Source organism: Thermaurantimonas sp. (assembly GCF_046299575.1).
GTDB lineage: Bacteria > Bacteroidota > Bacteroidia > Flavobacteriales > Schleiferiaceae > Thermaurantimonas.
On record NZ_JBKBHX010000001.1, the window covers coordinates 164,108 to 185,087 of the forward strand.

20 protein-coding genes are annotated in these 20,980 nt (G+C 46.9%); 3 read left to right on the forward strand and 17 right to left on the reverse strand.

Going from position 1 to position 20,980, the window contains the following annotated elements; translation table 11 throughout:
- Positions 1-15: 15 nt before the first annotated feature.
- Positions 16-630 carry a hypothetical protein gene (locus ACK4EX_RS00635; protein WP_409768706.1) on the forward strand — a complete coding sequence of 205 codons (615 nt, stop codon included), beginning with the start codon at positions 16-18 and terminating at the stop codon, positions 628-630.
- Positions 631-686: 56 nt separating this feature from the next.
- Here the strand turns inward: ACK4EX_RS00635 and ACK4EX_RS00640 are convergent, their stop codons facing one another.
- From ACK4EX_RS00640 to ACK4EX_RS00665, 6 genes are all read right to left on the reverse strand, one after another.
- Positions 687-1,298 (reverse strand): fumarylacetoacetate hydrolase family protein, encoded by a 612-nt coding sequence (locus tag ACK4EX_RS00640; RefSeq protein WP_409768709.1) that lies wholly within the window; start codon positions 1,296-1,298, stop codon positions 687-689.
- 150 nt (positions 1,299-1,448) lie between these two features.
- The gene (locus ACK4EX_RS00645) at positions 1,449-2,219 is read right to left on the reverse strand and encodes an exonuclease domain-containing protein (protein ID WP_409768712.1); all 771 of its coding nucleotides are present in this window, start codon (positions 2,217-2,219) and stop codon (positions 1,449-1,451) included.
- A 17-nt stretch (positions 2,220-2,236) separates the two neighbouring features.
- Positions 2,237-3,586 (reverse strand): dihydrolipoamide acetyltransferase family protein, encoded by a 1,350-nt coding sequence (locus ACK4EX_RS00650; RefSeq protein WP_409768716.1) that lies wholly within the window; start codon positions 3,584-3,586, stop codon positions 2,237-2,239.
- Between the two features lie 119 nt (positions 3,587-3,705).
- A complete protein-coding gene (locus tag ACK4EX_RS00655; RefSeq protein WP_409768719.1) occupies positions 3,706-4,215 on the reverse strand; it encodes a dihydrofolate reductase in 510 nt (169 codons plus the stop codon).
- Between the two features lie 75 nt (positions 4,216-4,290).
- A complete protein-coding gene (locus tag ACK4EX_RS00660) occupies positions 4,291-6,840 on the reverse strand; it encodes a ribonucleoside-diphosphate reductase subunit alpha (protein ID WP_409768722.1) in 2,550 nt (849 codons plus the stop codon).
- Positions 6,841-6,865: 25 nt separating this feature from the next.
- The gene (locus tag ACK4EX_RS00665) at positions 6,866-7,876 is read right to left on the reverse strand and encodes a ribonucleotide-diphosphate reductase subunit beta (protein WP_409768725.1); all 1,011 of its coding nucleotides are present in this window, start codon (positions 7,874-7,876) and stop codon (positions 6,866-6,868) included.
- A 369-nt stretch (positions 7,877-8,245) separates the two neighbouring features.
- Between ACK4EX_RS00665 and gcvH the strand changes: the two genes are divergently transcribed.
- Positions 8,246-8,626: a glycine cleavage system protein GcvH gene (gcvH, locus tag ACK4EX_RS00670; RefSeq protein ID WP_409768728.1), complete on the forward strand. Its 381-nt coding sequence runs from the start codon at positions 8,246-8,248 to the stop codon at positions 8,624-8,626.
- Between the two features lie 54 nt (positions 8,627-8,680).
- Positions 8,681-9,067, forward strand: coding sequence for a VanZ family protein (locus tag ACK4EX_RS00675; RefSeq protein WP_409768731.1), 387 nt, complete (start codon positions 8,681-8,683; stop codon positions 9,065-9,067).
- Between the two features lie 454 nt (positions 9,068-9,521).
- Here the strand turns inward: ACK4EX_RS00675 and ACK4EX_RS00680 are convergent, their stop codons facing one another.
- The 11 genes from ACK4EX_RS00680 to ACK4EX_RS00730 form a co-directional block, all read right to left on the reverse strand.
- Complete coding sequence (locus ACK4EX_RS00680) at positions 9,522-9,731, reverse strand: hypothetical protein (protein ID WP_409768734.1); 210 nt, start codon at positions 9,729-9,731, stop codon at positions 9,522-9,524.
- A 337-nt stretch (positions 9,732-10,068) separates the two neighbouring features.
- Positions 10,069-11,514 (reverse strand): hypothetical protein, encoded by a 1,446-nt coding sequence (locus ACK4EX_RS00685; RefSeq protein ID WP_409768736.1) that lies wholly within the window; start codon positions 11,512-11,514, stop codon positions 10,069-10,071.
- Between the two features lie 84 nt (positions 11,515-11,598).
- Positions 11,599-12,411 carry an enoyl-ACP reductase gene (locus tag ACK4EX_RS00690; protein WP_409768739.1) on the reverse strand — a complete coding sequence of 271 codons (813 nt, stop codon included), beginning with the start codon at positions 12,409-12,411 and terminating at the stop codon, positions 11,599-11,601.
- Positions 12,412-12,497: 86 nt separating this feature from the next.
- On the reverse strand, positions 12,498-13,451 hold the full coding sequence (locus tag ACK4EX_RS00695; RefSeq protein ID WP_409768742.1) for an SIS domain-containing protein: 954 nt from the start codon (positions 13,449-13,451) through the stop codon (positions 12,498-12,500).
- Positions 13,452-14,225 (reverse strand): 3-deoxy-8-phosphooctulonate synthase, encoded by a 774-nt coding sequence (gene kdsA / locus ACK4EX_RS00700; protein ID WP_409768745.1) that lies wholly within the window; start codon positions 14,223-14,225, stop codon positions 13,452-13,454.
- Entirely contained in the window at positions 14,226-14,762 is a 537-nt protein-coding gene (locus ACK4EX_RS00705) for a KdsC family phosphatase (protein WP_409768748.1), read from the reverse strand.
- A gap of 6 nt (positions 14,763-14,768) precedes the next feature.
- Entirely contained in the window at positions 14,769-15,902 is a 1,134-nt protein-coding gene (locus tag ACK4EX_RS00710; RefSeq protein WP_409768751.1) for a P-loop NTPase, read from the reverse strand.
- 134 nt (positions 15,903-16,036) lie between these two features.
- Positions 16,037-16,558: a hypothetical protein gene (locus ACK4EX_RS00715; protein WP_409768754.1), complete on the reverse strand. Its 522-nt coding sequence runs from the start codon at positions 16,556-16,558 to the stop codon at positions 16,037-16,039.
- A gap of 49 nt (positions 16,559-16,607) precedes the next feature.
- Positions 16,608-17,543: a UDP-3-O-(3-hydroxymyristoyl)glucosamine N-acyltransferase gene (locus ACK4EX_RS00720; RefSeq protein WP_409768757.1), complete on the reverse strand. Its 936-nt coding sequence runs from the start codon at positions 17,541-17,543 to the stop codon at positions 16,608-16,610.
- Entirely contained in the window at positions 17,543-20,326 is a 2,784-nt protein-coding gene (leuS, locus tag ACK4EX_RS00725; RefSeq protein ID WP_409768760.1) for a leucine--tRNA ligase, read from the reverse strand. The genes ACK4EX_RS00720 and leuS overlap by 1 nt, the downstream gene beginning before the upstream one ends.
- A gap of 62 nt (positions 20,327-20,388) precedes the next feature.
- On the reverse strand, positions 20,389-20,979 hold the full coding sequence (locus ACK4EX_RS00730) for an NnrU family protein (protein ID WP_409768763.1): 591 nt from the start codon (positions 20,977-20,979) through the stop codon (positions 20,389-20,391).
- Between the last annotated feature and the right edge of the window lies 1 nt (position 20,980).

Sequence of the window (20,980 nt, forward strand, 5' to 3'; positions counted from 1 at the left end):
AAATCTCTGCTGATCTTGAAAAGTGCTTTTGTAAGCTGGAGTGGAGGCAAAGACAGCATGCTTGTACTGCACTATGCGCTCACTGCGCAGTGGTACGATGTGAAATTTCTGTTTGTCACCATTGATCGAGCAACTCAGGCGGTGCCGATACACCAGGTGCCTAAAGCTCTCATCACACGACAAGGCCTATCGCTGGGCATACATACGCGAAAGCTGTACCTCAACTGGCCCTTGAGCAACGATCTGTATGAACAGCTTGTGATAGCCGAATACAAGCTGATGAAAACTCGTGGAATTGACGTATGCGTGTTTGGCGACATACATTTAAAAGATGTGCGAGAGTATAAAGAAATGATTTGTCGCAAGGCGGGCATAGAAGCCGTCTTTCCTCTATGGGGCAGAAATTCGAATGATTTGGTCAACGAATTCCTCTCTTTGGGCTACCAAGCTCAGATCTGTGCTGTTGGCCATCCTGACTTGCCGACATCGCTTGTAGGCTCAGAGCTCAGCAAAGAGTTGATCGCCTCGCTGCCGGCACATATCGATCCAGCCGGCGAAAACGGTGAATACCACACCTTTGTGTGGAATGGACCACTCTTTAAAAGACCTGTAGAAAGGCTTTCAATTTAAAAAAATAAAAAAAAATAGCAATTCTTATCCCTTAAAGAAGGGAATGCCTTATTACTCTACGCTTTAATATGTAGATCCAGAACAGGTTTTAAGTCAAGAATGCCCTGTAAAGTCATGCCTGGATGCACAGGCCCTACGCCAGCCGGAGTGCCGGTGAAGATGAGATCACCCTTTTTAAGGGTAAAGAACTGGCTGATGTAGCTTATCAGGCGATCTACCGGGTAAAGCATGTGACTGGTGTGGCCATGCTGGCGCACCTGGCCATCGATCAAGAGCTGGAAGCCGAGCTGATCTATGGGTGGTAACTGATCTTTTGGTACAAATGTGCCGATTACTGCAGAGCCGTCGAAGCCCTTGGCCTTCTCCCAGGGTAAGCCTTTGGACTTGAGCTCATTCTGAAGATCGCGGGCCGTGAAGTCGATGCCTAGAGTGAGGTGTGAATAGTATGTGTGGGCATATTCAGGGGCGATGTGCTTCCCCACCCGATCGATGCGCACTACAAGCTCGCACTCGTAGTGCAATTCGCTCGTGATATGAGGTATGTAGTAATTTTTGTGAGGATAAATGGCGCTATCGGGCTTGATGAAAAGGACAGGCTCTTCGGGTATTTGATTTCCGAGCTCGCGGGCGTGATCGGCATAATTTCTTCCAACGCAAACGATTTTCATCGGTTTAAGGCTGAGTTTATCTGATCAAGATTGGTGACAAGAGCTGTAGGGCAGTTGTGCAAGAGGTGCACATACGAAAGTTTGAAAATCTTTATCCGGTGCACGCCCAAAAGGAAAAAGATTTATGATTATTAAAAAAATCAGAACATCTCATTTGGCAGTCATCTTGCTAAGGCGTACGGCTGTGAGGACCTTTTTTGTGTAGAGGGGAAAATCAGCATTGAGCATCCAGGAGTAATAGCCTGAGTCTTTTTCAAAGACCTCTTCAAGGGTAAGGCCCTTGTATTTTCCGAAGGTGAACACCTCTTTACCTTCAGCGTTGTAAGCGATAAATCCCGCCAAATCAGCGTTTTGGTTTCGGGTTGAAAATTCACTAAGAAATGCGACATCGTTTTTCAGCTCGGGGTAGCGGTCGAGCTGGGCTTTTAAGATTTCGTATGTGGCGGTAACATCGGCCTCTGCTGAGTGAGCATTTTCGAGCTCGCGCTGACAATAGAAACGGTAAGCAGCTGCGAGATTGCGAGGTTCCATCTTGTGAAAGATGTTTTGCACGTCTACAAACCGGCGCTTGCTCAGGTCGAAATCTACACCAGCGCGCAGCATCTCTTCGGCCAGCATTGGAATGTCGAATTTATTGGAATTATAACCGGCCAGATCAGCATTGCCGATGAAGGCGTTGATTTCACGGGCTACGTCTTTGAAGTAGGGCTTGTCAGCTACCATTTCATTTGTAATGCCATGAATAGCAGTAACTTCCGGAGGTATCGGTATACCGGGATTGACAAGCCAGGTGCGTATCTGTGTAGAATGATCAGGCAGGGCCTTTAGAATGCAAATCTCAACTATTCGATCGCGTGAGAAATGGGTACCTGTAGTCTCAATGTCGAAAAAAGCCAATGGCCGAGTGAGGTGAAGCTCCATATGTTAATGCGTGGGGATTAAAAATCCCGGTTAATATCAAATTGCTCAAGGTAGTCGGCTACACGACGAACAAAACTACCGCCAAGTGCGCCATCTACTACGCGATGATCGTATGAATGAGATAAGAACATCATGTGGCGTATGGCTATGACATCCCCTTGAGGAGTCTCGAGCACAGCAGGCTTCTTGCGGATAGCGCCAACAGCCATAATTGCTACCTGAGGTTGATTAATCACCGGTGTGCCAAGTACGTTGCCGAAAGTACCTACATTGCTAATAGTGTAAGTGCCGCCCTTTATATCGTCAGGTTTGAGTTGGTTGTTGCGGGCACGGTTGGCCAGGTCATTTACCATTTTGGTAAGGCCAACAAGGTTGTACTGATCAGCGTTTTTAATGACAGGTACAATGAGGTTGCCACTGGGCAATGCGGTGGCCATGCCGATATTGATGTCGCGGTGTTTGATGATATTATAGCCATCTACCGAAATGTTGATCATCGGAAAGTCTTTTATGGCTTTTACGATGGCTTCAATGAAGATAGGAGTGTACGTAAGTTTTTCACCGGTGCGTTTTTCGAAGTCTTTTTTCACGCGCTCGCGCCAAAGCACGATGTTGGTGACATCAGCTTCCACAAAGCTGGTGACGTGGGGCGACACATGCTTGCTCATCACCATATGATCTGCTATAAGACGGCGCATGCGATCCATTTCGATGATTTCGTCGCCCGGCATGGGTTCGATGGTGGGCGCCTTGATGTGGAGCGTTGCTGCAGGTTGGGGCTGCGAGGCTGCAGGAGCAGAGGCAGAAGCCGGCGCTGAAACAGCAGGAGCTGGAGCTGTTACTGCAGCAGGGGCAGCTTTGCGATTCTTTAGATAATTAAGGATGTCATTTTTGGTAACGCGTCCTTCGGATCCAGTGCCGGGAATGGAGTCAAGCTCGGCCTGAGAGATGCCTTCCTGGGCGGCTATGGAGCGCACCAACGGTGAGTAAAATCGTCCTGCGATTGATTTAATTTCAGTAGCTGGTTGCAAGGTTTCAACTGCTTTAGCCATCAATGATTCAGCCTGCGCAACAGCTTCGGCTGTGGCCGGTGCAGGAGCAGCTGCGGTGGCCGATGCGCCGTTGGCAGCTGTATCGATGAGAGCAATGGCTTGCCCCACTTTTACGACATCGTTTTCATTAAATAGTTTTTTTACCAAAATGCCTTCCACGGGTGAGGGCACTTCGCTGTCCACTTTGTCAGTGGCAATTTCGAGTACAGCTTCTTCGAGTTCGATGCGGTCGCCTTCGTTTTTAAGCCATTTGATAATGGTGGCTTCGGCCACACTTTCCCCCATTTTGGGCATGATGAGTTCGTACTGAGCCATTTTTCCCGTGGTTGATGTATTGATTAGGCCGCGAAAATACGATTAACAGTTGTTTCTGAGGTGTTAATGGTATGTTTAGCGGTGTGTAAGATTATGAGTTTTTGAAGTCTTCCAGTATTTCAGTTTTTCTCTTGCTTTTTAACACGTAACAGAGTAACAAAGGAGAGTGAGACGGGCTGGGTTCCATCGGTGTCGGTAGCCTGCGTTGTTTGAATAATCTCCCACTCTGAGGGATTCCACTCCGGAAAGGTAGTATCGCCTTCGTAATCGCGATGAACAATGGTGAGCTCCATCAAATCAGCCAGGGGAAGTGCCTGGCGATAAATGTCGGCTCCGCCGGCTATGTAAATGCGTTCAGAAGATGGAAAAGCCTCAAGAGCCTCTTTAAGGGAGTGATAAACTTGAACCCCTTCAGCTTGAAAGTGTGGGTTACGGGTAATCACTACGTTGGTACGCTTGGGCAATGGGCGACCAATGGATTCGAAGGTACGCCTGCCCATCACAACGATTTGCCCAAGAGTGAGCTGTCTGAAGTGGCGCAAGTCGGATGGAATGTGCCAGATGAGCTGATTGTTACGGCCAATCACGCGGTTTTGGGACATTGCAGCAATTAGAATGATTTGTGCCATGCAGTGGTTTTTTATGGTTAAAAAAGAAAAAGCCGGTGATAAATCCCGGCTTTTTTTGGCGTTAAAAAACTCGGACTATGAGCTACAAAATTCACAGGCATCGGGATTGTCGATGCTGCAGGCTATGGCCTGCTGTTCAGTAGATGCAGATACCTGGTCTTGCTGGCTGCTGAAGAGATCGGGCTGAGTTACACCTTCGCTTTTGTTGATGGGGCCAGCAGTGGTACGCTGCGAGAGCGCTTCGATGCGCTTTCGCGCTAGTTCTTCAGCGGCTCTCTTCTCTGCCTCGCGCTCAGCGTACGAAAATCTGTGAAGCGGATTGGGAGTAGCTTCAAGTTTTGGCTTTTCGAGATTTGAGTTTTTCGATACGGTAAACTTGATCGCGTCAGTAGCAGGCTTGGTACGGAGGTAGTACATGCCGGTTTTCAGGCCTTTCTTCCAGGCATAAAAGTGCATGCTGGTAAGCTTAGCTATGTTAGGCGATTCTACGAAGAGATTGAGCGATTGGCTTTGGTCGATGAAGATACCTCTGTCGGCAGCCATGTCGATGATATCGCGCATGCTGAGCTCCCAAACGGTTTTGTATATGTCGCGTATTTCCTGCGGGATGATATCGATGTGCTGAATAGAGCCGTTGGCTTTAATGATTTCGTTTTTCATCTCCTCGCTCCAGAGTCCGAGTGCCATTAAGTCTTGTAGTAAGTGTTTGTTTACCACGATAAACTCGCCGGAAAGCACACGTCGAGAGTAGATGTTTGAAGTATATGGCTCGAAGCACTCGTTGTTTCCAAGTATCTGAGATGTAGAGGCTGTGGGCATAGGAGCCAGGAGCAAAGAGTTGCGCACGCCGTGTTTTAAGATGCGTTCGCGCAGTTCAGCCCAATTCCAACGGCCACTGAGTTCTTTTTCATCTACACCCCAAAGGTTAAACTGAAACAGTCCTTTTGAAATGGGTGAGCCCGGATAGGTTTCATATGGCCCGTCGAAGATAGCCATGTCGCAAGAAGCGTTGAGGGCGGCAAAGTAGATGGTTTCGAAGATCTCTTTGTTGAGCTTCTTGGCCTCAGGACTGGTAAATGGCAGTCGAAGCTTGATGAAAGTGTCGGCCAAGCCCTGTACGCCCAACCCTATCGGACGGTGACGCTTGTTAGAGCGCTCTGCCTCAGGCACAGGATAGAAGTTGCGGTCGATTACCTTGTTGAGGTTTATAGTAACGCGGTAGGTGACGTCGTAAAGGAGCTGGTGGTTAAATTGATTGCCCTCCACAAACATCGGCAGTGCAAGGCTCGCTAGGTTGCACACGGCTACTTCGTCGGGCGAAGTGTACTCGATGATCTCTGTACAGAGGTTACTGGAGCGAATGGTGCCAAGGTTTTTCTGGTTGCTTTTTTCGTTGCAGGCATCTTTATAGAGCATGTAAGGCGTACCAGTTTCAATTTGTGACTCGATGATTTTCTGCCACAGCTCTCGGGCTTTTATAGTTTTGCGGCCACGGCCTTCACGTTCGTATTGTTCGTAGAGCTCTTCGAATTTCTTGCCATAGGTATCGTACAGGCCCGGACATTCATTAGGACACATGAGAGTCCAGTTGCCATCAGACTCTACACGTTTCATGAAGAGGTCGGGAATCCACAGTGCATAAAAGAGGTCGCGCGCTCTGAGCTCTTCTTTTCCGTGATTTTTCTTCAGATCCAGGAAGTCGAAAATATCGGCATGCCAAGGCTCGAGGTATATGGCAAAGGACCCTTTGCGCTTTCCACCTCCTTGATCTACATAACGCGCTGTATCGTTAAAGACACGAAGCATAGGGATGATTCCGTTGCTTGTGCCATTGGTGCCGCGTATGTACGAGCCTGTAGCTCGAATGTTGTGTATGCTCAAACCGATACCGCCGGCTGATTGCGAAATCTTTGCACACTGTTTCAGCGTGTCGTATATACCGTCGATGCTGTCGTCTTTCATCGTCAGAAGGAAGCACGACGACATCTGTGGTTTTGGGGTACCGGCGTTGAAAAGGGTAGGTGTGGCATGAGTAAAGTAGCGCTTGCTCATGAGATCGTAGGTCTCGAGCGCTGCATCAAGGTCGCGCTTATGGATGCCGATGGCTACACGCATGAGCATGTGCTGAGGGCGCTCGGCCACTTGGCCATTTATGCGAAGCAAGTATGAGCGCTCCAAGGTTTTGAAACCGAAGTAATCGTACCCAAAGTCGCGGTCGTAGATGATGGCGCTATCGAGCAAGTCAGCGTTTTCCATCACGATTTCGTATACGTCATCGGCAATCAGTGGTGCAGGCTCTCCGGTTTTCGGGTTGATGTAGTGAAATAAATCCCTAATAGTCTCTGAGAAGGATTTTTTGGTGTTTTTGTGCAGGTTGCTCACAGCTATGCGCGAGGCCAGCATGGCATAGTCGGGGTGGGTAGTGGTCATAGAGGCGGCCACCTCAGCTGCGAGGTTGTCGAGTTCGGTGGTTTTCACCCCATCGTAGATACCTTCAATTACTTTTAGTGCTACTGAAATTGGATTGACCAGAGGACTTAGGCCATAGCATAGTTTTTCGATACGCGAGGTCACCTTGTCAAACTTCACTGGTTCACGGCGACCATCTCTTTTGATTACAAACATCTTTAATGCTTTTTTTATGATTCAATTAAAATTCAGCATCAAAAGCGATTTCGTCAGTCGAAACCACGGAAGAAGCTTCAGGCTCATGCACTTTTACGCGTGCCTTGCGATATTCTGACACACGGCGTTCGAAGAAGTTTGTCTTGCCCTCGAGTGAGATGAGCTCCATAAAGTCAAAGGGATTGGTTGCATTGTAGAGTTTAGGACAACCCAGTTCTGTGAGTAGTCTATCGGTCACAAACTCGAGGTACTGAGTCATCTGTTCAGCATTCATCCCGATCAGGCGCACTGGCAAGCTCTCTGTAATGAATTTACGCTCGATGCTAAGCGCTTCGTCGAGAATTTGGGTGATGCGCTCCGGGCTGACTTTATTGACCAGGTGGTGGTTGTGTAAATGCACGGCAAAGTTGGCATGTAAGCCTTCATCTCTCGAAATGAGCTCATTGCTGAAGGTGAGGCCTGGCATCAAGCCGCGCTTTTTCAACCAGAAAATAGAACAAAATGCTCCTGAGAAGAATATTCCCTCAACGGCGGCAAAGGCTATAAGGCGCTCAGAAAAGGAAGGCGACTTGATCCAGCGCAGAGCCCAGTCAGCTTTTTCCTTTATAGCTGGAAAGTTTTCGATAGCGTGAAAGAGTCTGTCGCGCTCTTCAGGATCCTTAATATAGGTGTCGATGAGCAGCGAATATGTTTCGGAATGGATGTTTTCCATCATTATCTGGAAGCCGTAGAAAAATTTGGCCTCGGTGTACTGTACCTCGTTAACAAAGTTTTCGGCGAGATTTTCATTTACAATCCCATCGCTAGCAGCGAAAAAGGCCAGAATGTGCTTAATGAAGTGGCGCTCGTCGTCGTTCAGTTTATTATTCCAGTCAGAGAGGTCTTGCTGCAGATCTATTTCTTCAGCCGTCCAAAAGGACGCTTCTGCTTTTTTGTAAAACTCCCAAATGTCGTGATGCTGGATGGGGAAGAGCACAAAGCGATCTTTATTTTCTCTTAGCAAGGGTTCGGTTGACCTTTCAAATTCTGTAGCCATAGCCTTTTATTTTAATATTTTGTATATCAATTAATTACATAAACTATTGAAACTGAGTCAAGATGTTTTTTCGAAGACGCTTTCAAAGCTCAAAAGAAAAAATTGGAGTACCAAAAGTTAGTTTTTCACAAATTCTCTAAATTTTTAACAACACAGCATCGCCTTAGTTGTACAACCTACTGAAAATTCGCTGGGAGGATTGAAAGGTTGAGGATTTATTAAAACTTAACACAGAATTAATCCACACAAATTGTTAATAACTTGAAATAAGCACAACTATATGGGCAAAATACTTTTTGAATATGCAGAAACTTTGAAGTTCAATAAAATATCATCGATTTAATTTTGCCTCATTAATAAACGAGTAACATGAATATACCCTCAGAACTCTTGTACACGAAAGACCATGAATGGGTGCGCTTTGACGGTGAAGTGGCTACGGTAGGCATCACTGATTTTGCTCAAAGCGAGCTTGGTGATATCGTATTTGTGGAAATTGAAACCCTTGGTCAGACACTCGATCGCGAATCTGTATTCGGCAGTGTTGAAGCAGTTAAAACAGTATCTGATCTCTACTTACCCGTATCTGGTGAGATCATTGAAGTAAATGAGCAGATTAATTCCAATCCAGAATTGGTAAACAGCGACCCTTATGGCGCCGGCTGGATGATCAAAGTTCGCCTGAAAGATCCATCCGATCGCAGCGGGCTTCTCACCGCTGAGGAGTATAAAAATCTAATCGGAGCATAATGTGGTTTAAAGCTCATAACAAAGGGTAGAAGCAATTCTGCCCTTTTTCTTTTTATGAAAAAAAGTATTTACTGGATTCCTTTTTCAATTTACAGCCTTGTTTTGATGCGATTGCTGTTGTCACCCTCATATGAGCTTTCGTCATTTCTTGTAGAACAAGATGATAAATTACTTCACTCAATAGCATTTGCCGTTTTAATATTTCTTTACCTACTTGCAATCACCCATTTTTTTTGCAAATCAGAGCTGAAACCCCAACTATTATTGGTTGGATTTTTTATTTTAAGTATGACTGGTGGAATTCTTGAAATTCTACAAAAATTTGTTCCCGGCAGGAAAACTTCAATTTCCGATTTTTGGTTTAATAATCTTGGTTTAGCTACTGGGTTACTCCTTTTTTTGGCCTTGAAACATCTATTAAAGCTCTTTAAAAAACACTAATATTATAAAAGATAAGATGTACAAATTTTCTTTAGTCAATGACTTTTTTTCTTTTCAAAATCACAATGGACAAATCAAAAAAAGAAAAACCGGTTTTTCAACCGGTTTTTAATACATTTAGAATGGATGTGTTTTAAATTTTTGTACCTATAAGGGTAATACCCTCCATAATTTTTTTTGTATTTACATTCACATCGCCATTTTTAATGCTTATAACATCGCCCACCTTTACATTTCCCTTGCTCGATATATTAACACCTCCACCTTTTACTCCACCTTTACCTACGGAAAAAGTTTCTTCGAGGTTGCCGTAGCCTTCGCAATCTTGGCGGTTGTTTATAGAGATTACGATCCGATTTTTTTCGCTATCGTAAACAATGCAACCGATTTCAATATCGTATTGCCTATTTTCTGTTTTGGTATGGTGTAAACTGCTCCATCCTCTGTTTTAGTATCAAGCATTGCATAAAATCTGTTTTTTGGAAAAATTCCAGAAACCCAGATTTTTTTGAAGACTGCTGGTCACGAGTACCACTACATCCTCTTCACTGAATTTAAATCCTTTGGGGGCATTTGCAGTTTCTTGCTCGTACCTGCCAATGATTGATTGAGAAAAAACAGCATTTACCACTAAAAGAAAGCTAAACAAAAAGATATTTTTCATAGCATCATAATTTTTAATCTGTTCAAATTTTTTTTGATCCTATTTAGGATGATTGTGAGAAAATTTACTTATTTGTGAAACAGCATTTTTATTATTCAAAACGGATATTTTAACAAGCTAATACCTATGATTTTACTTTTTAGTTGGTAAAATTTTCTTGCTTGTATTTGAGATTAATTCTCTGTTAACTTGCTTTGAATAGTTTGATTAAAATTGTCTATCGGGATTTTTGATTTATAAACAGGAAAACTTTAAAAAAATGCTCATTTGAAATTTTTTCTATTTACGCGTAACAACATTTCAAAAAAATAGTTATAGTATAATTTCATTCGGCTCATTAAAAACTCCAGGTGGCCAGCAGAGCGAAGTTGTAGCCACTGGCATTCAGCAGATTACCTGTGGGTGCGAAGAAGAGTTGAGCCAGGAAATTGAGGTCAATGTTTTGCCAGACGCTGTAGGTGTAAGAGGGTCCGGCAAACCATATGCGCTCATCGGGAAGCCACATGGCGGAGAAATTGGCCGACTGCACCGGGCTGATAGGGTAAGCTGCCACGGCCAGCACCTGCCATTCTGAAAAGGCTACGTCGTCAGCCCGCCTGGGAATGATGGCAGTGAGCGGACTGAGGCCGCCGGCGAGTGGATTCTGGCGCTTATTGCGGGTGGCTTCGAGGGTGATGAAGAGGCCGCTGCCAAACCCGTAGTCGAGGCTGATGGTGGCGGTGTAATTGGAGGGTGGAAGAGCAGGCAGTGGCTCAAGGTCGCGGAAGTAGGAGAATTCGCCTTTGAAGCCGAGCTTCCAGAGGGCGCCGGCCCAGCCAAAGCCTGCGTGCCAGCGGTGGCGAAAGTAGCCGGCGGTAAACTGCAGATCGTAGCCCGATATGTTGAAGGAATACAGAGCAGCAGCTACAGAATTGCGCGGCTGCCACCAGCCAGGGTCTGAGCTCAGGCGTTTCCGCCCGGGGGCGAGGGCAATTTCGAAGCGGGATGTGGGTGAAAGAAAGCGCTGAAAGCGAAGGGCATCGGCGCCAGGGCGCTCCTGGTAGTCGAAGTCGAAGAAGGAATAGTTGTTAAACAGATCTTGGGGATTGGTGGCGGGATTGATGCCCCAGTTAATGCGCTGACGACCGATGGAGAGCTGCCAGTTGTCGGCTTTAAAGTCAAGGTAGAGGCGGTCGGTGATGGTGTGCAACAGGTAGTTGCTGTGCTGGAGGAGGACATAGCTGGCGTCGATGGGGCCGTTGAGGTCGGTCTCGAGAAAGGCTTTGAAGAAGGGGTTAGAGACGTTTGGGCCGGAAAAGAGGCGGGTGCGCTGGCCGGCATAGATGCTCAGGGATCGGTGATGGTAGGAGAGATTGAGTCGCTGATGCAGGGTGTGATTGAGAGGGGAGGTGCTGAGGTCGGTGCGATCGATTGTAAGGATGGGGAAGTAGCGCAGATAGCCCTGAGCTCGAAACTGGGCGTGGGTAGGGCTGGCAGTGAATACACATAGGGCTAGTGACAGCAGTCTGAGGCAATTCCAATGAAGGGAAAAGGGATAGCTAAGGCGAACGAAGTGAGCCGCGCGTGAGGGATAGTGGCGGGTATGAGCCGCAGCGAGCGGGCAGGCGGCACACAGGGCGAGGAGGCGACAGGTGAAGCCACCGCAGCCCGATGTGCCGCGCCAGCGTACAAGGCGAATATGAGCCACCAGCCCGACCCAGACAAGGCGCCAGTGGGCGCCTTCGTCTGGGACACGCCCTAATAAAAAGAACAAAATAATTTTTTTTAATAATGCTGTGTACACAAGGTAAGTGAATTTAGCTACATCGCAGATAACAAAAACACCGGCCTAAGGTGCCGGTGCTTTGGGATAAATTTTTGCAAAAAATTACTTGCCAAAATGCTCCATGATAAGCTGCGAGACGCCCATGCTGGAGAAACCACCGTCGTGATAGAGATTCTGCATGGTAACGCGTCGGGTGAGGTCGCTGAAAAGGGTGATGCAGTAATCGGCGCAATCGTCGGCAGTGGCATTGCCGAGAGGTGACATTTTTTCAGCATAGTCGATGAATGCGTCAAAGCCTTTAACTCCACTGCCGGCGGTGGTGCGGGTGGGTGATTGGGATATGGTATTGATTCTGACTTTCTTACGTATTCCGTAGTGATAGCCGAAAGAGCGTGCGATGGATTCGAGGTAGGCTTTGTTTTCGGCCATATCGTTGTAGTCAGGGAAGGTGCGCTGTGCGGCTATGTAGGTGAGAGCTACTACGCTGCCCCACTCAGCGATGGCGTCGAGCTTCCATGCAGTCTGGAGTACCTTGTGGAAAGAGACGGCTGAGACGTCCCAGCCTTTGGTGAGCCACTCGTAATTGAGATCTGTGTAGGGACGACCCTTGCGCACGTTTACTGACATGCCAATGGAATGGAGCACAAAATCAACGGGGCCACCGAGGATTTCCATGGATTGGGAGAAGAGTTTTTCGAGGTCGTCGAGCAAAGTGGCGTCGGCGGTTATGATTTGGGAATTAGTTTTTTCGGCGAGCTTTTGGATTTCGCCCATGCGCATGGCTACAGGGGCATTGGTGAGGGTGAAGGTGGCGCCTTCTTGGTGGGCGCGCTCAGCTACTTTCCAGGCGATGGAGTTGGAGTCAAGCGCTCCGAAGATGATTCCTTTTTTTCCTTTGAGTAAGTTGTATGCCATTGTATGTGCGGTTTGGGTCAAAAGTAGGGTATTTTTTCGGTTAGAAGATTGAGCAGTGGTACGGATGGGTGGATGAGCTAAAGTGTTTAAATGTCGTAAATCTGGATAACACCTGCAATGGTGCTAGTAGCATCGTCTTGAACGATAAGGGAGTTGATTTTGTGGGCTACCATAAGTTGTTCGGCGTCTTTTAGGCTGGCTTCTGGGGAGATGGTTTTGGGGTGTGGGGTCATGATTTGATGGGCGGTGAGGTCGAAGGCCTCTTTGCCACGGCGCTCGAGGAGGCGACGCAGGTCGCCGTCGGTGATGATGCCAACTGCGCGCTGATCGGCTGCCACAATGGCCAGACCAAGTCGGCCCTCGCTCATGGTTGATATGACAGAGGCTAATGGACTATCAGGTGAAATGACAGGTAGGCAATCGGTGCGCATGTAGTCTTTCACTCGATTGAGTAGGCGCTTGCCAAGACTGCCGCCGGGATGGAAGCGGGCGAAATTCTCTTCGCGAAAACCGCGAATTTTCATAAGGCTTACGGCGAGCGCATCACCTAGAGCCAGAGTGACAGTGGTGGAAGAGGTTGGAGCCAACTCAAGCGGACAGGCTTCGCGTGTGATGGCTATGAGCAGGTGAATATGCGCATTTCTCGCAAGAGTGCTGCCCTCATTGCCTGTGAGGGCTATGAGGGTGTTACCATTGTGGCGCAGGTAGGGTATAAGTTTGAGAATTTCGTCGGTTTCGCCTGAGTTGCTGATGGCTAATACGACATCGTCAGACCCCACCATGCCGAGGTCACCGTGATAGGCTTCGGCCGGATGCATGAAAAAGCTCGGTGTACCTGTGCTGGCCAATGTAGCTGAAATCTTGTGACCAATGTGCCCCGACTTGCCCATGCCGGTAACAATCACTTTACCGCGTGAGGCAGCAATAGCTTGTACGGCCTTAACGAAAGATGGACCCAGCAAAGAGGCAGTGCGCTGGAGCGATTGAATTTCTATGTCGAAGGTTTGGCGAGCAATGTGCAGGATTTCCTCTGAGCTCATCTATGCAAATAAAGTATCTAGAAGTTCTTCAAATTCGGATAAACGATACATGTTGGCGGCATCGCTAAGGCCTTTTTCGGGCTCAGGGTGAACTTCGAAGAAGTACCCATCAGCACCGAAGACTTTGGCTGCCAGTGCCATGGGCTTAACGAGGGCGCGATTGCCGCCGGTGACGCCACCACCCGGTTGCTGCACTGCGTGAGTACAGTCCATTATCACAGGGAAACCGTGCTGTCGCAAAGCGGGAATATTGCGAAAATCGACCACCAAATTGTTGTATCCCAGCATATTACCACGTTCAGTAAGCCAGATTTGTGAATTTCCGGTTGATAGAACTTTTTCGGCCGGATACTTCATGTCGGCAGCTGTAAGGAATTGGGCTTTTTTGATATTGACGATTTTACCCGTTTTTCCAGCTTCTACTACAAGGTCGGTTTGGCGACAAAGGAAGGCTGGTATTTGAACTACGTCAGCTACTTGGCCTACAGGAGCAGCCTGATGGCTCTCGTGTATGTCGGTGGTAACTTCTAAACCAAAAGTAGCTTTGATATCGGAAAGCCAGGTAAGACCTTTTTCGAGACCAGGCCCACGAAAAGAGTTGACGGAGGTGCGATTGGCTTTGTCAAAACTGGCTTTGAAGATGATTCGGAAACCTTTGCGGGCCTTGATGGCGGCAAGCGTTTGAGCCACCTCGGCCATGAGCTCATAACTCTCCATCACACATGGGCCTGCAACGATTACAGGGTTTGTTTTGGAATATTCAAAAAGCGTCATTCAGAGTTCGTTTTCGATGAATTCTTCGAGTTTGTCTTCGAGGCTTTGGGCTTCGACAATCATTGTGAATACCTCGCGCAGAACGCCTTCTCCTCCTTTTGCTTCGCATATGTAATCAACCGGGTGGTAGTGCTGTACCAATCCATCGGCCGGTGCAGCAGAGAAGCCTACTTTGCGAAGAATTTTGAGGTCGTTGATGTCGTCTCCGACAAAGGCTATTTGTTCGTCGGTAAGTTGATAAGTCTGTTTGAAAAGCTCATAGGCTTCGAGTTTTTTCTTTACGCCTGTTTTTACAAAATGTACTTTGAGCGCTTCCATTCGTGTGGAAAGGGATTGAGAATGACGGCCTGAAATGCATCCGAGAATGAATCCACAGTATCGCATGAAGGGGAAGAACTGCCCATCTTTTACGTGAAAAGCTTTTATTTCTTCGCCCTTAGAATCGATGATGATCTGGCCATTGGTAAGAACTCCGTCAGCATCAAAGAGAATAGCTTTGATGTTGTGAAGCTTGAGTTGAAGAAAGTCGTTTATCATACGTATTTACGATTTTTTAACGGCACTGCACCCTGCCATAGTGGTAATGCGGGTCACTTCGGTAGGCGGGAGCATTTCGTTGCGAATCATGAGCTCTTCGATCATCCGGCGAATGAGGTGCATGAATGCTTCAGCTACGGGCGTTCCGTCTTGAAGAACAGCCGGACGCCCTACGTCTCCACTTTCGCGAATGCTTTGTACAAGGGGAATCTGGCCAAGTAGGGGAACATTTAACTCTTCTGCTAAGTATTTTCCGCCGTCTTTGCCGAAGATGTAGTATCGATTTTCGGGTAATTCGGCAGGCGTAAACCAACTCATGTTTTCGACCAAACCGAGTACAGGTACATTGATTGACGGGATGCGAAACATAGCTACGCCCTTGCGCGCATCGGCAAGAGATACCGGCTGCGGTGTAGTGACGATAACTGCACCGGTAAGCGGCACGCTCTGTACGAGCGAAAGATGAATATCGCCTGTACCGGGTGGCAAATCGACAATCATAAAGTCGAGCTCGCCCCAATAGGAATCCCAGATGAGTTGGTTTAGGGCTTTACTGGCCATTGGGCCGCGCCACACTACAGCTTGATTTGACTGGGCAAAAAATCCAATGGACAGGATCTTAACTCCGTAGCTTTCAACGGGCTGCATCATACCCCGGCCATTCACCTGAATGGAGAGTGGGCGTGCCTGAGGCACATCAAACATGATGGGCATACTTGGCCCATAAATGTCAGCGTCTACCAGCCCTACTTCGAAGCCCATTTTGGCTAAACCAGCAGCGATATTAGCTGCTACGGTTGATTTACCCACTCCTCCTTTACCTGATGCAATGGCTATGATGTTTTTTACTCCGGGCAGTTCGCTGCCGCGAAGGCGTGGTGTTTCTTCTTTAGCTGACTCGGCTACGATTACATTTACTTTAACCTTTGCCTTAGGATAGGCGTGGTCGTGAATTGCCTTAAGGATATCTACTTCGAGTTTCTTTTTAATGTGTAATGCAGGTGATGGGCATTCGACATCTACAATCACCTCATCACCGAAGATTTGAAGATTGCGGAGGCGACCGCTTTCGAGAATGTTGGCATTATCGCCCTGAGCCGTAACATGACTCAGAGCTTCGCGGATCACATTTTTTTCCAAAGCTACATGGTATTATTTGTATTCGCAAAGGTACTCGTGAAGTAAGTACGAGTACTCAGGCAGCTTGTATTATAAGTTGCTAAATAAAAAAACCGCCCATGTAGAGGACGGTTTAGCTCTGTCTTCTGAAAGATTTACTTTCTGCGAACGTTTACTTTGAAGGTTGTTTTTACGACTTGACCGGTGGTTTCATCAGGGATATCTTCCACAAATTCCATTTCGATGGTGTTTTCGGTGTAGGCTTTTACGTTGATGTTGATAGTATCTTGTTCTGGACCAATTAGGCGAAGTTGTTGGTTGCTCAGAACGTTGTATTTGTAGAGGTCAAATACATTTTCAAAGCTTAGGGTATCAAAAGGAATTTCGGTACCACCGAGCACAATTTTTATACCTACAGTAGCACTGGCCGTAGAGCTGATTTCTTTTGGATTGGCCTTAAAAGTGGCAACGCCTGTGAAGTTTGATCCTGTTCCTACGATGTCGACTTGTTGTCCGAGAAAATTAGCTTTTGCCGAAATGTCCATTTTGGTAAGTTCCCAACCACCAACAATGATTTCAGAAAGTGATTTTTGTTGAGGTTGATTATTATCATCTCTCTTACAGGCTATAGCACTAATGAAGAGGGTCGACAGTAGTGCGATTGTGGTTTTTTTCATAGTAATTTGATTTTTTCTTAAGAACGGCAAATGTAAACAAAAGGTTATGCTAATCCATTTCTAAGCGCTCAATAATCTCTGGAAGTACCCGAATACTCGCTAATTCCCGGTATTTTTTGCGCGCATCCTCGGCAGGAGATCCGAAGTAGGTTTTTCCGCCTTCCAGGTCTTTGGTTACACCCGATTGTCCGAGGAGTACAGCTTTTGATCCGATTTTTAGACCTGAAGCTATACCTACCTGCCCCCAGAGGATGACTTCGTCGCCAATGTCCACACAGCCGGCAATGCCTACATGTGATGCGATGAGGCAGTTTTTTCCAATGATGGTGTCATGACCGATCTGTACCTGGTTGTCGATCTTAGTGCCTCGGCCAATAAGGGTAGTAGCAGTCACTCCTCGATCGATGGTACAGCCTGCACCTATCTCCACGTCGTCTTCAATGAGTACACCTCCACCGCTGAGCAATCGGTCGTAACCCTCGGGGCGTTTTTTATAGTAAAAAGCGTGAGAACCAATAACTGTATTTGGCTGAATAATCACATTGTCGCCAATAGTAGTGTCATTGAGTATGCGCACTCCGCTGTGGATGATGCAGTTTTTGCCTATGATCACCCGCTCACCTATTGTTACATAAGGCTCTATTACTGTGCCTTCGCCAATGCTGGCCTTTTCTGAAATAGGCACGGAGTTGTACGTGGTGGGGTTAAAGAAACGGGTGAGCTTGTTAAAATCCCGAAATGGGTCATCGGAGATTAGCAAGCCTTTGCCTTTAGGTACATCTACCTTTTTGTTTATCAGAATGACTGTAGCTGGGCTTTGAAGCGCTCTGACGTAATATTTCGGGTGGTCGACAAATACGATGTCGCCTGGCTCTACGCGGTGAATTTCGTTAAAGCCGGTAATTAGTTGGTCTTTATCGCCTTTGTATTCGCACTGAAGTAAGTTAGCGATTTCGGAGAGGGTATAGGGTCTAGGTAATTTCATCAGATTACAATATTAATAATTCGGCCTGGCACTACGATGATTTTTTTGGGCGTCTTGCCATCGAGGTATTTTGCAGTTTTTGGTTCAGTTAGCACAGCTTCTTCGATTTCTTTTGTTGAAAGTGATTTAGAAAGTACGATATTGAAGCGGGTTTTTCCATTGAAGCTCACAGGATATTCAAATGCGTCTTCCACAAGAATTTCTTCATCCCACTCAGGCCACGCTGCCAGTACGACTGACTCTCCAGGTTGCATTTTTTGATAGCACTCCTCTGCTAAGTGAGGAGCAAAAGGAGCAAGCAGTACAGCCAGTGGCACAAGAATCTGTTTTTTGTGGCACTTTAAAGCCGACAACTCGTTCACGCAAATCATAAATGCGGAAACGCAAGTGTTGTAGCTGAAGTTTTCAATGTCGTGTGTTACTTTTTTAATGGTCTTGTGCAAAACTTTTAATTCATCAGTTGTAGGATCTTCGTCTGATACAGTAAAGTTGCCTTTTGCATCGAAGTGCAGGCGCCAGTATTTTCTCAAAAAATTGTACACTCCCGTAATGCCGTCGGTATTCCAAGGTTTTGAAAGCTCAATAGGTCCGAGGAACATTTCGTACACCCGCAGGGTGTCGGCCCCATATTTTTCGACGATGTCGTCAGGATTAATTACGTTATACTTCGATTTCGACATTTTTTCAACCTCACGACCTACCTTGTAGGAGCCGTCGTCTTCAGTTATAAACTCATAATCAGCATATTCTGACCTCCACTGCTTGAAGGCTTCAATATTCAAGGTATTGTTTTCCACCAGCGATACATCGACGTGCAGTGCCTGGGTGTCGTACTGCTCTTTTTTGCTGTAAGTAACAAAGCGCTTTTCGCCCTTAATTCGGTACACGAAAGCACTCATGCCTTGAATCATTCCTTGATTGATGAGTTTTCGGAAGGGCTCCTGAGTGCTTACATAGCCAAGGTCGAATAGGAACTTATGCCAGAATCGAGCATAAAGCAAATGGCCAGTGGCATGCTCAGAGCCGCCCATGTAGAGATCTACATTCTGCCAATAGTTTTCAGCATCTTTAGAAAAAGGCGCGTGTACGTTGTGAGGGTCCATGTAGCGCAGGTAGTACCAGCTACTGCCAGCCCAGCCGGGCATTGTAGTGGTTTCAAGCGGCCAATGATTGCCTTTATCGTCAATGTAGTACCAGTTTTGGGCACGCGCTAATGGCGGTTCTCCCTCTTCCGTAGGCAGATATTTGTCAATCGGTGGCAATTCCAATGGGAGCTGATCGACGGGCAATGGGCAGGGAATTCCGTTTCTGTAATAAATCGGGATGGGCTCGCCCCAGTAGCGCTGGCGACCGAAGACGGCGTCGCGAAGTCGGTAGTTGACCTTGCGCTGGCCAATGCCGCGAGCTACCAATTCTTCGATCATGCGCTGTATGGCTTGTGGAACTTGTAAGCCAGAAATGAAATCGGAATTTACTGAGATTCCGACTTTTTCTTCGTATGCTTCTTTTGAAAAATCCCATTCAAAGCCTGGATCAATCACCTGGCGAATGGGCAATTGAAACTTCAAGGCAAAGCGATGATCGCGACCATCGTGGGCCGGCACAGCCATGATGGCTCCTGTACCATAGCCCGATAATACATACTCGGCAATGTAAACGGGAAGTTTCTCATCCGTAAACGGATGAATGGCATAACAACCGGTGAATTGACCAGTAACGGTTTTTACATCGGCCATGCGATCGCGCTCGCTGCGCGATTTTACGTACGATAGATAGGCCTCGACATCTGCTCTGTAAACATCAGTTGTGATTGCATTAACCAACTCATGCTCCGGAGCCAAAACCAAAAACGTAGAACCAAAGAGCGTATCTGGCCTAGTAGTAAAAACTGTGATAGTAGGTCCTTGATCAGTCGCAAATCGGATGAGTGCACCCTCACTACGGCCGATCCAGTTGCGCTGCGATTCTTTTAGTGCTTCGCTCCAGTCTATGGTGTCTAAACCGTCGAGTAATCGCTGGGCATAAGCCGAGATACGAAGGCTCCACTGCATCATCTTTTTTTGCTCTACCGGATGTCCACCCCTCTCAGAGAGGCCATCTTTTACTTCGTCGTTGGCAAGTACAGTTCCGAGTGCCGGGCACCAGTTTACCACGCTTTCTGAACGGTAGGCCAGGCGGTAGTTAAGGAGAATTTCTTGCTTTTTTTCTTCAGAAAAATTCGCCCAATCTTGAGCTGAAAACTCCAACGGTTCGGTGCAGGCTGCATTGATCCCTCGGGTGCCATTCTTTTCGAAATGCGCAATGAGCGACTGAATGGGCTCAGCTTTATCGGTGTCTTTGTTATACCACGAGTCGAAAAATTTAAGGAAGATCCACTGAGTCCACTTGTAATAGGCTGGATCGCTTGTGCGTACCTCGCGACTCCAGTCGTAGCTCAGTCCAAGCTGATCGAGCTGCTGACGGTAGCGCTGTATGTTGCGCTCAGTGGTGATGGCCGGATGCTGCCCCGTCTGTATAGCATATTGCTCAGCAGGAAGCCCAAAGCTGTCGTAGCCCATCGGGTGGAGTACGTTGTAGCCTCTATGGCGCTTATAGCGCGCGTAAATATCACTTGCTATGTAGCCTAGTGGGTGACCCACATGAAGCCCTGCTCCTGAAGGATAGGGAAACATGTCGAGTACATAGTATTTTGGTTTCGATGGATCTTCTTTGGTTTCATAAAGTCTATGTCGACGCCAGTACTCAGCCCAGCGCTTCTCAATGTCGCGATGATTGTATTCCATTACAACTTGTCGAATTCCTTCTTGTAAGCCGCAAAAGTAGCCTATACTTAAGATTAATGGGCTTAAGGGTTTCTTATCACAAAGCGCAAGAATCCAAAGGGATCGTTAGGCAGAAGCATGGGCGTTTGTCTGCGGTAGGCAACATATTTGTCGCCGAATTCCTGAATCAATCGACCCTCCTCCAGCATTGCACCTATAATGACATATGTAGATGTGATGGAGAGTAAAATGAGGTTTTTTTCTGATGGAACTGCTGCAAACAATCCCGCTAAAAGCGAAATGGTAGCAAAATACAATGGATGCCGGAGGTGACGGTATATGCCGGTTACGATCAATTGATTGTTTTCTGTCGGTTGCAAGCCTAAAAATTCAGAAAGGCGCACCCTGCGAAATGAAAGAACGAATACCCGATACGAAAGCAAAGCCAACGTCAATAATACCAATCGGCCGGCAATGCCCGTGTTTAAATAAATATTGGACGGACTATTAAGATAAAAAATCACTGGAATAGCTAACAGTATAACCGATGTGAGCGAATACAAAAGTCGGTAATTCTTTAAAGAAAGTCGGTGAGTTAAAAATTTCTTTACTGCCGGTGCTGCCAAAAGCGAATGCATGAAGTAGTAAAACACCAGACTCAGTGCCAACTTCATT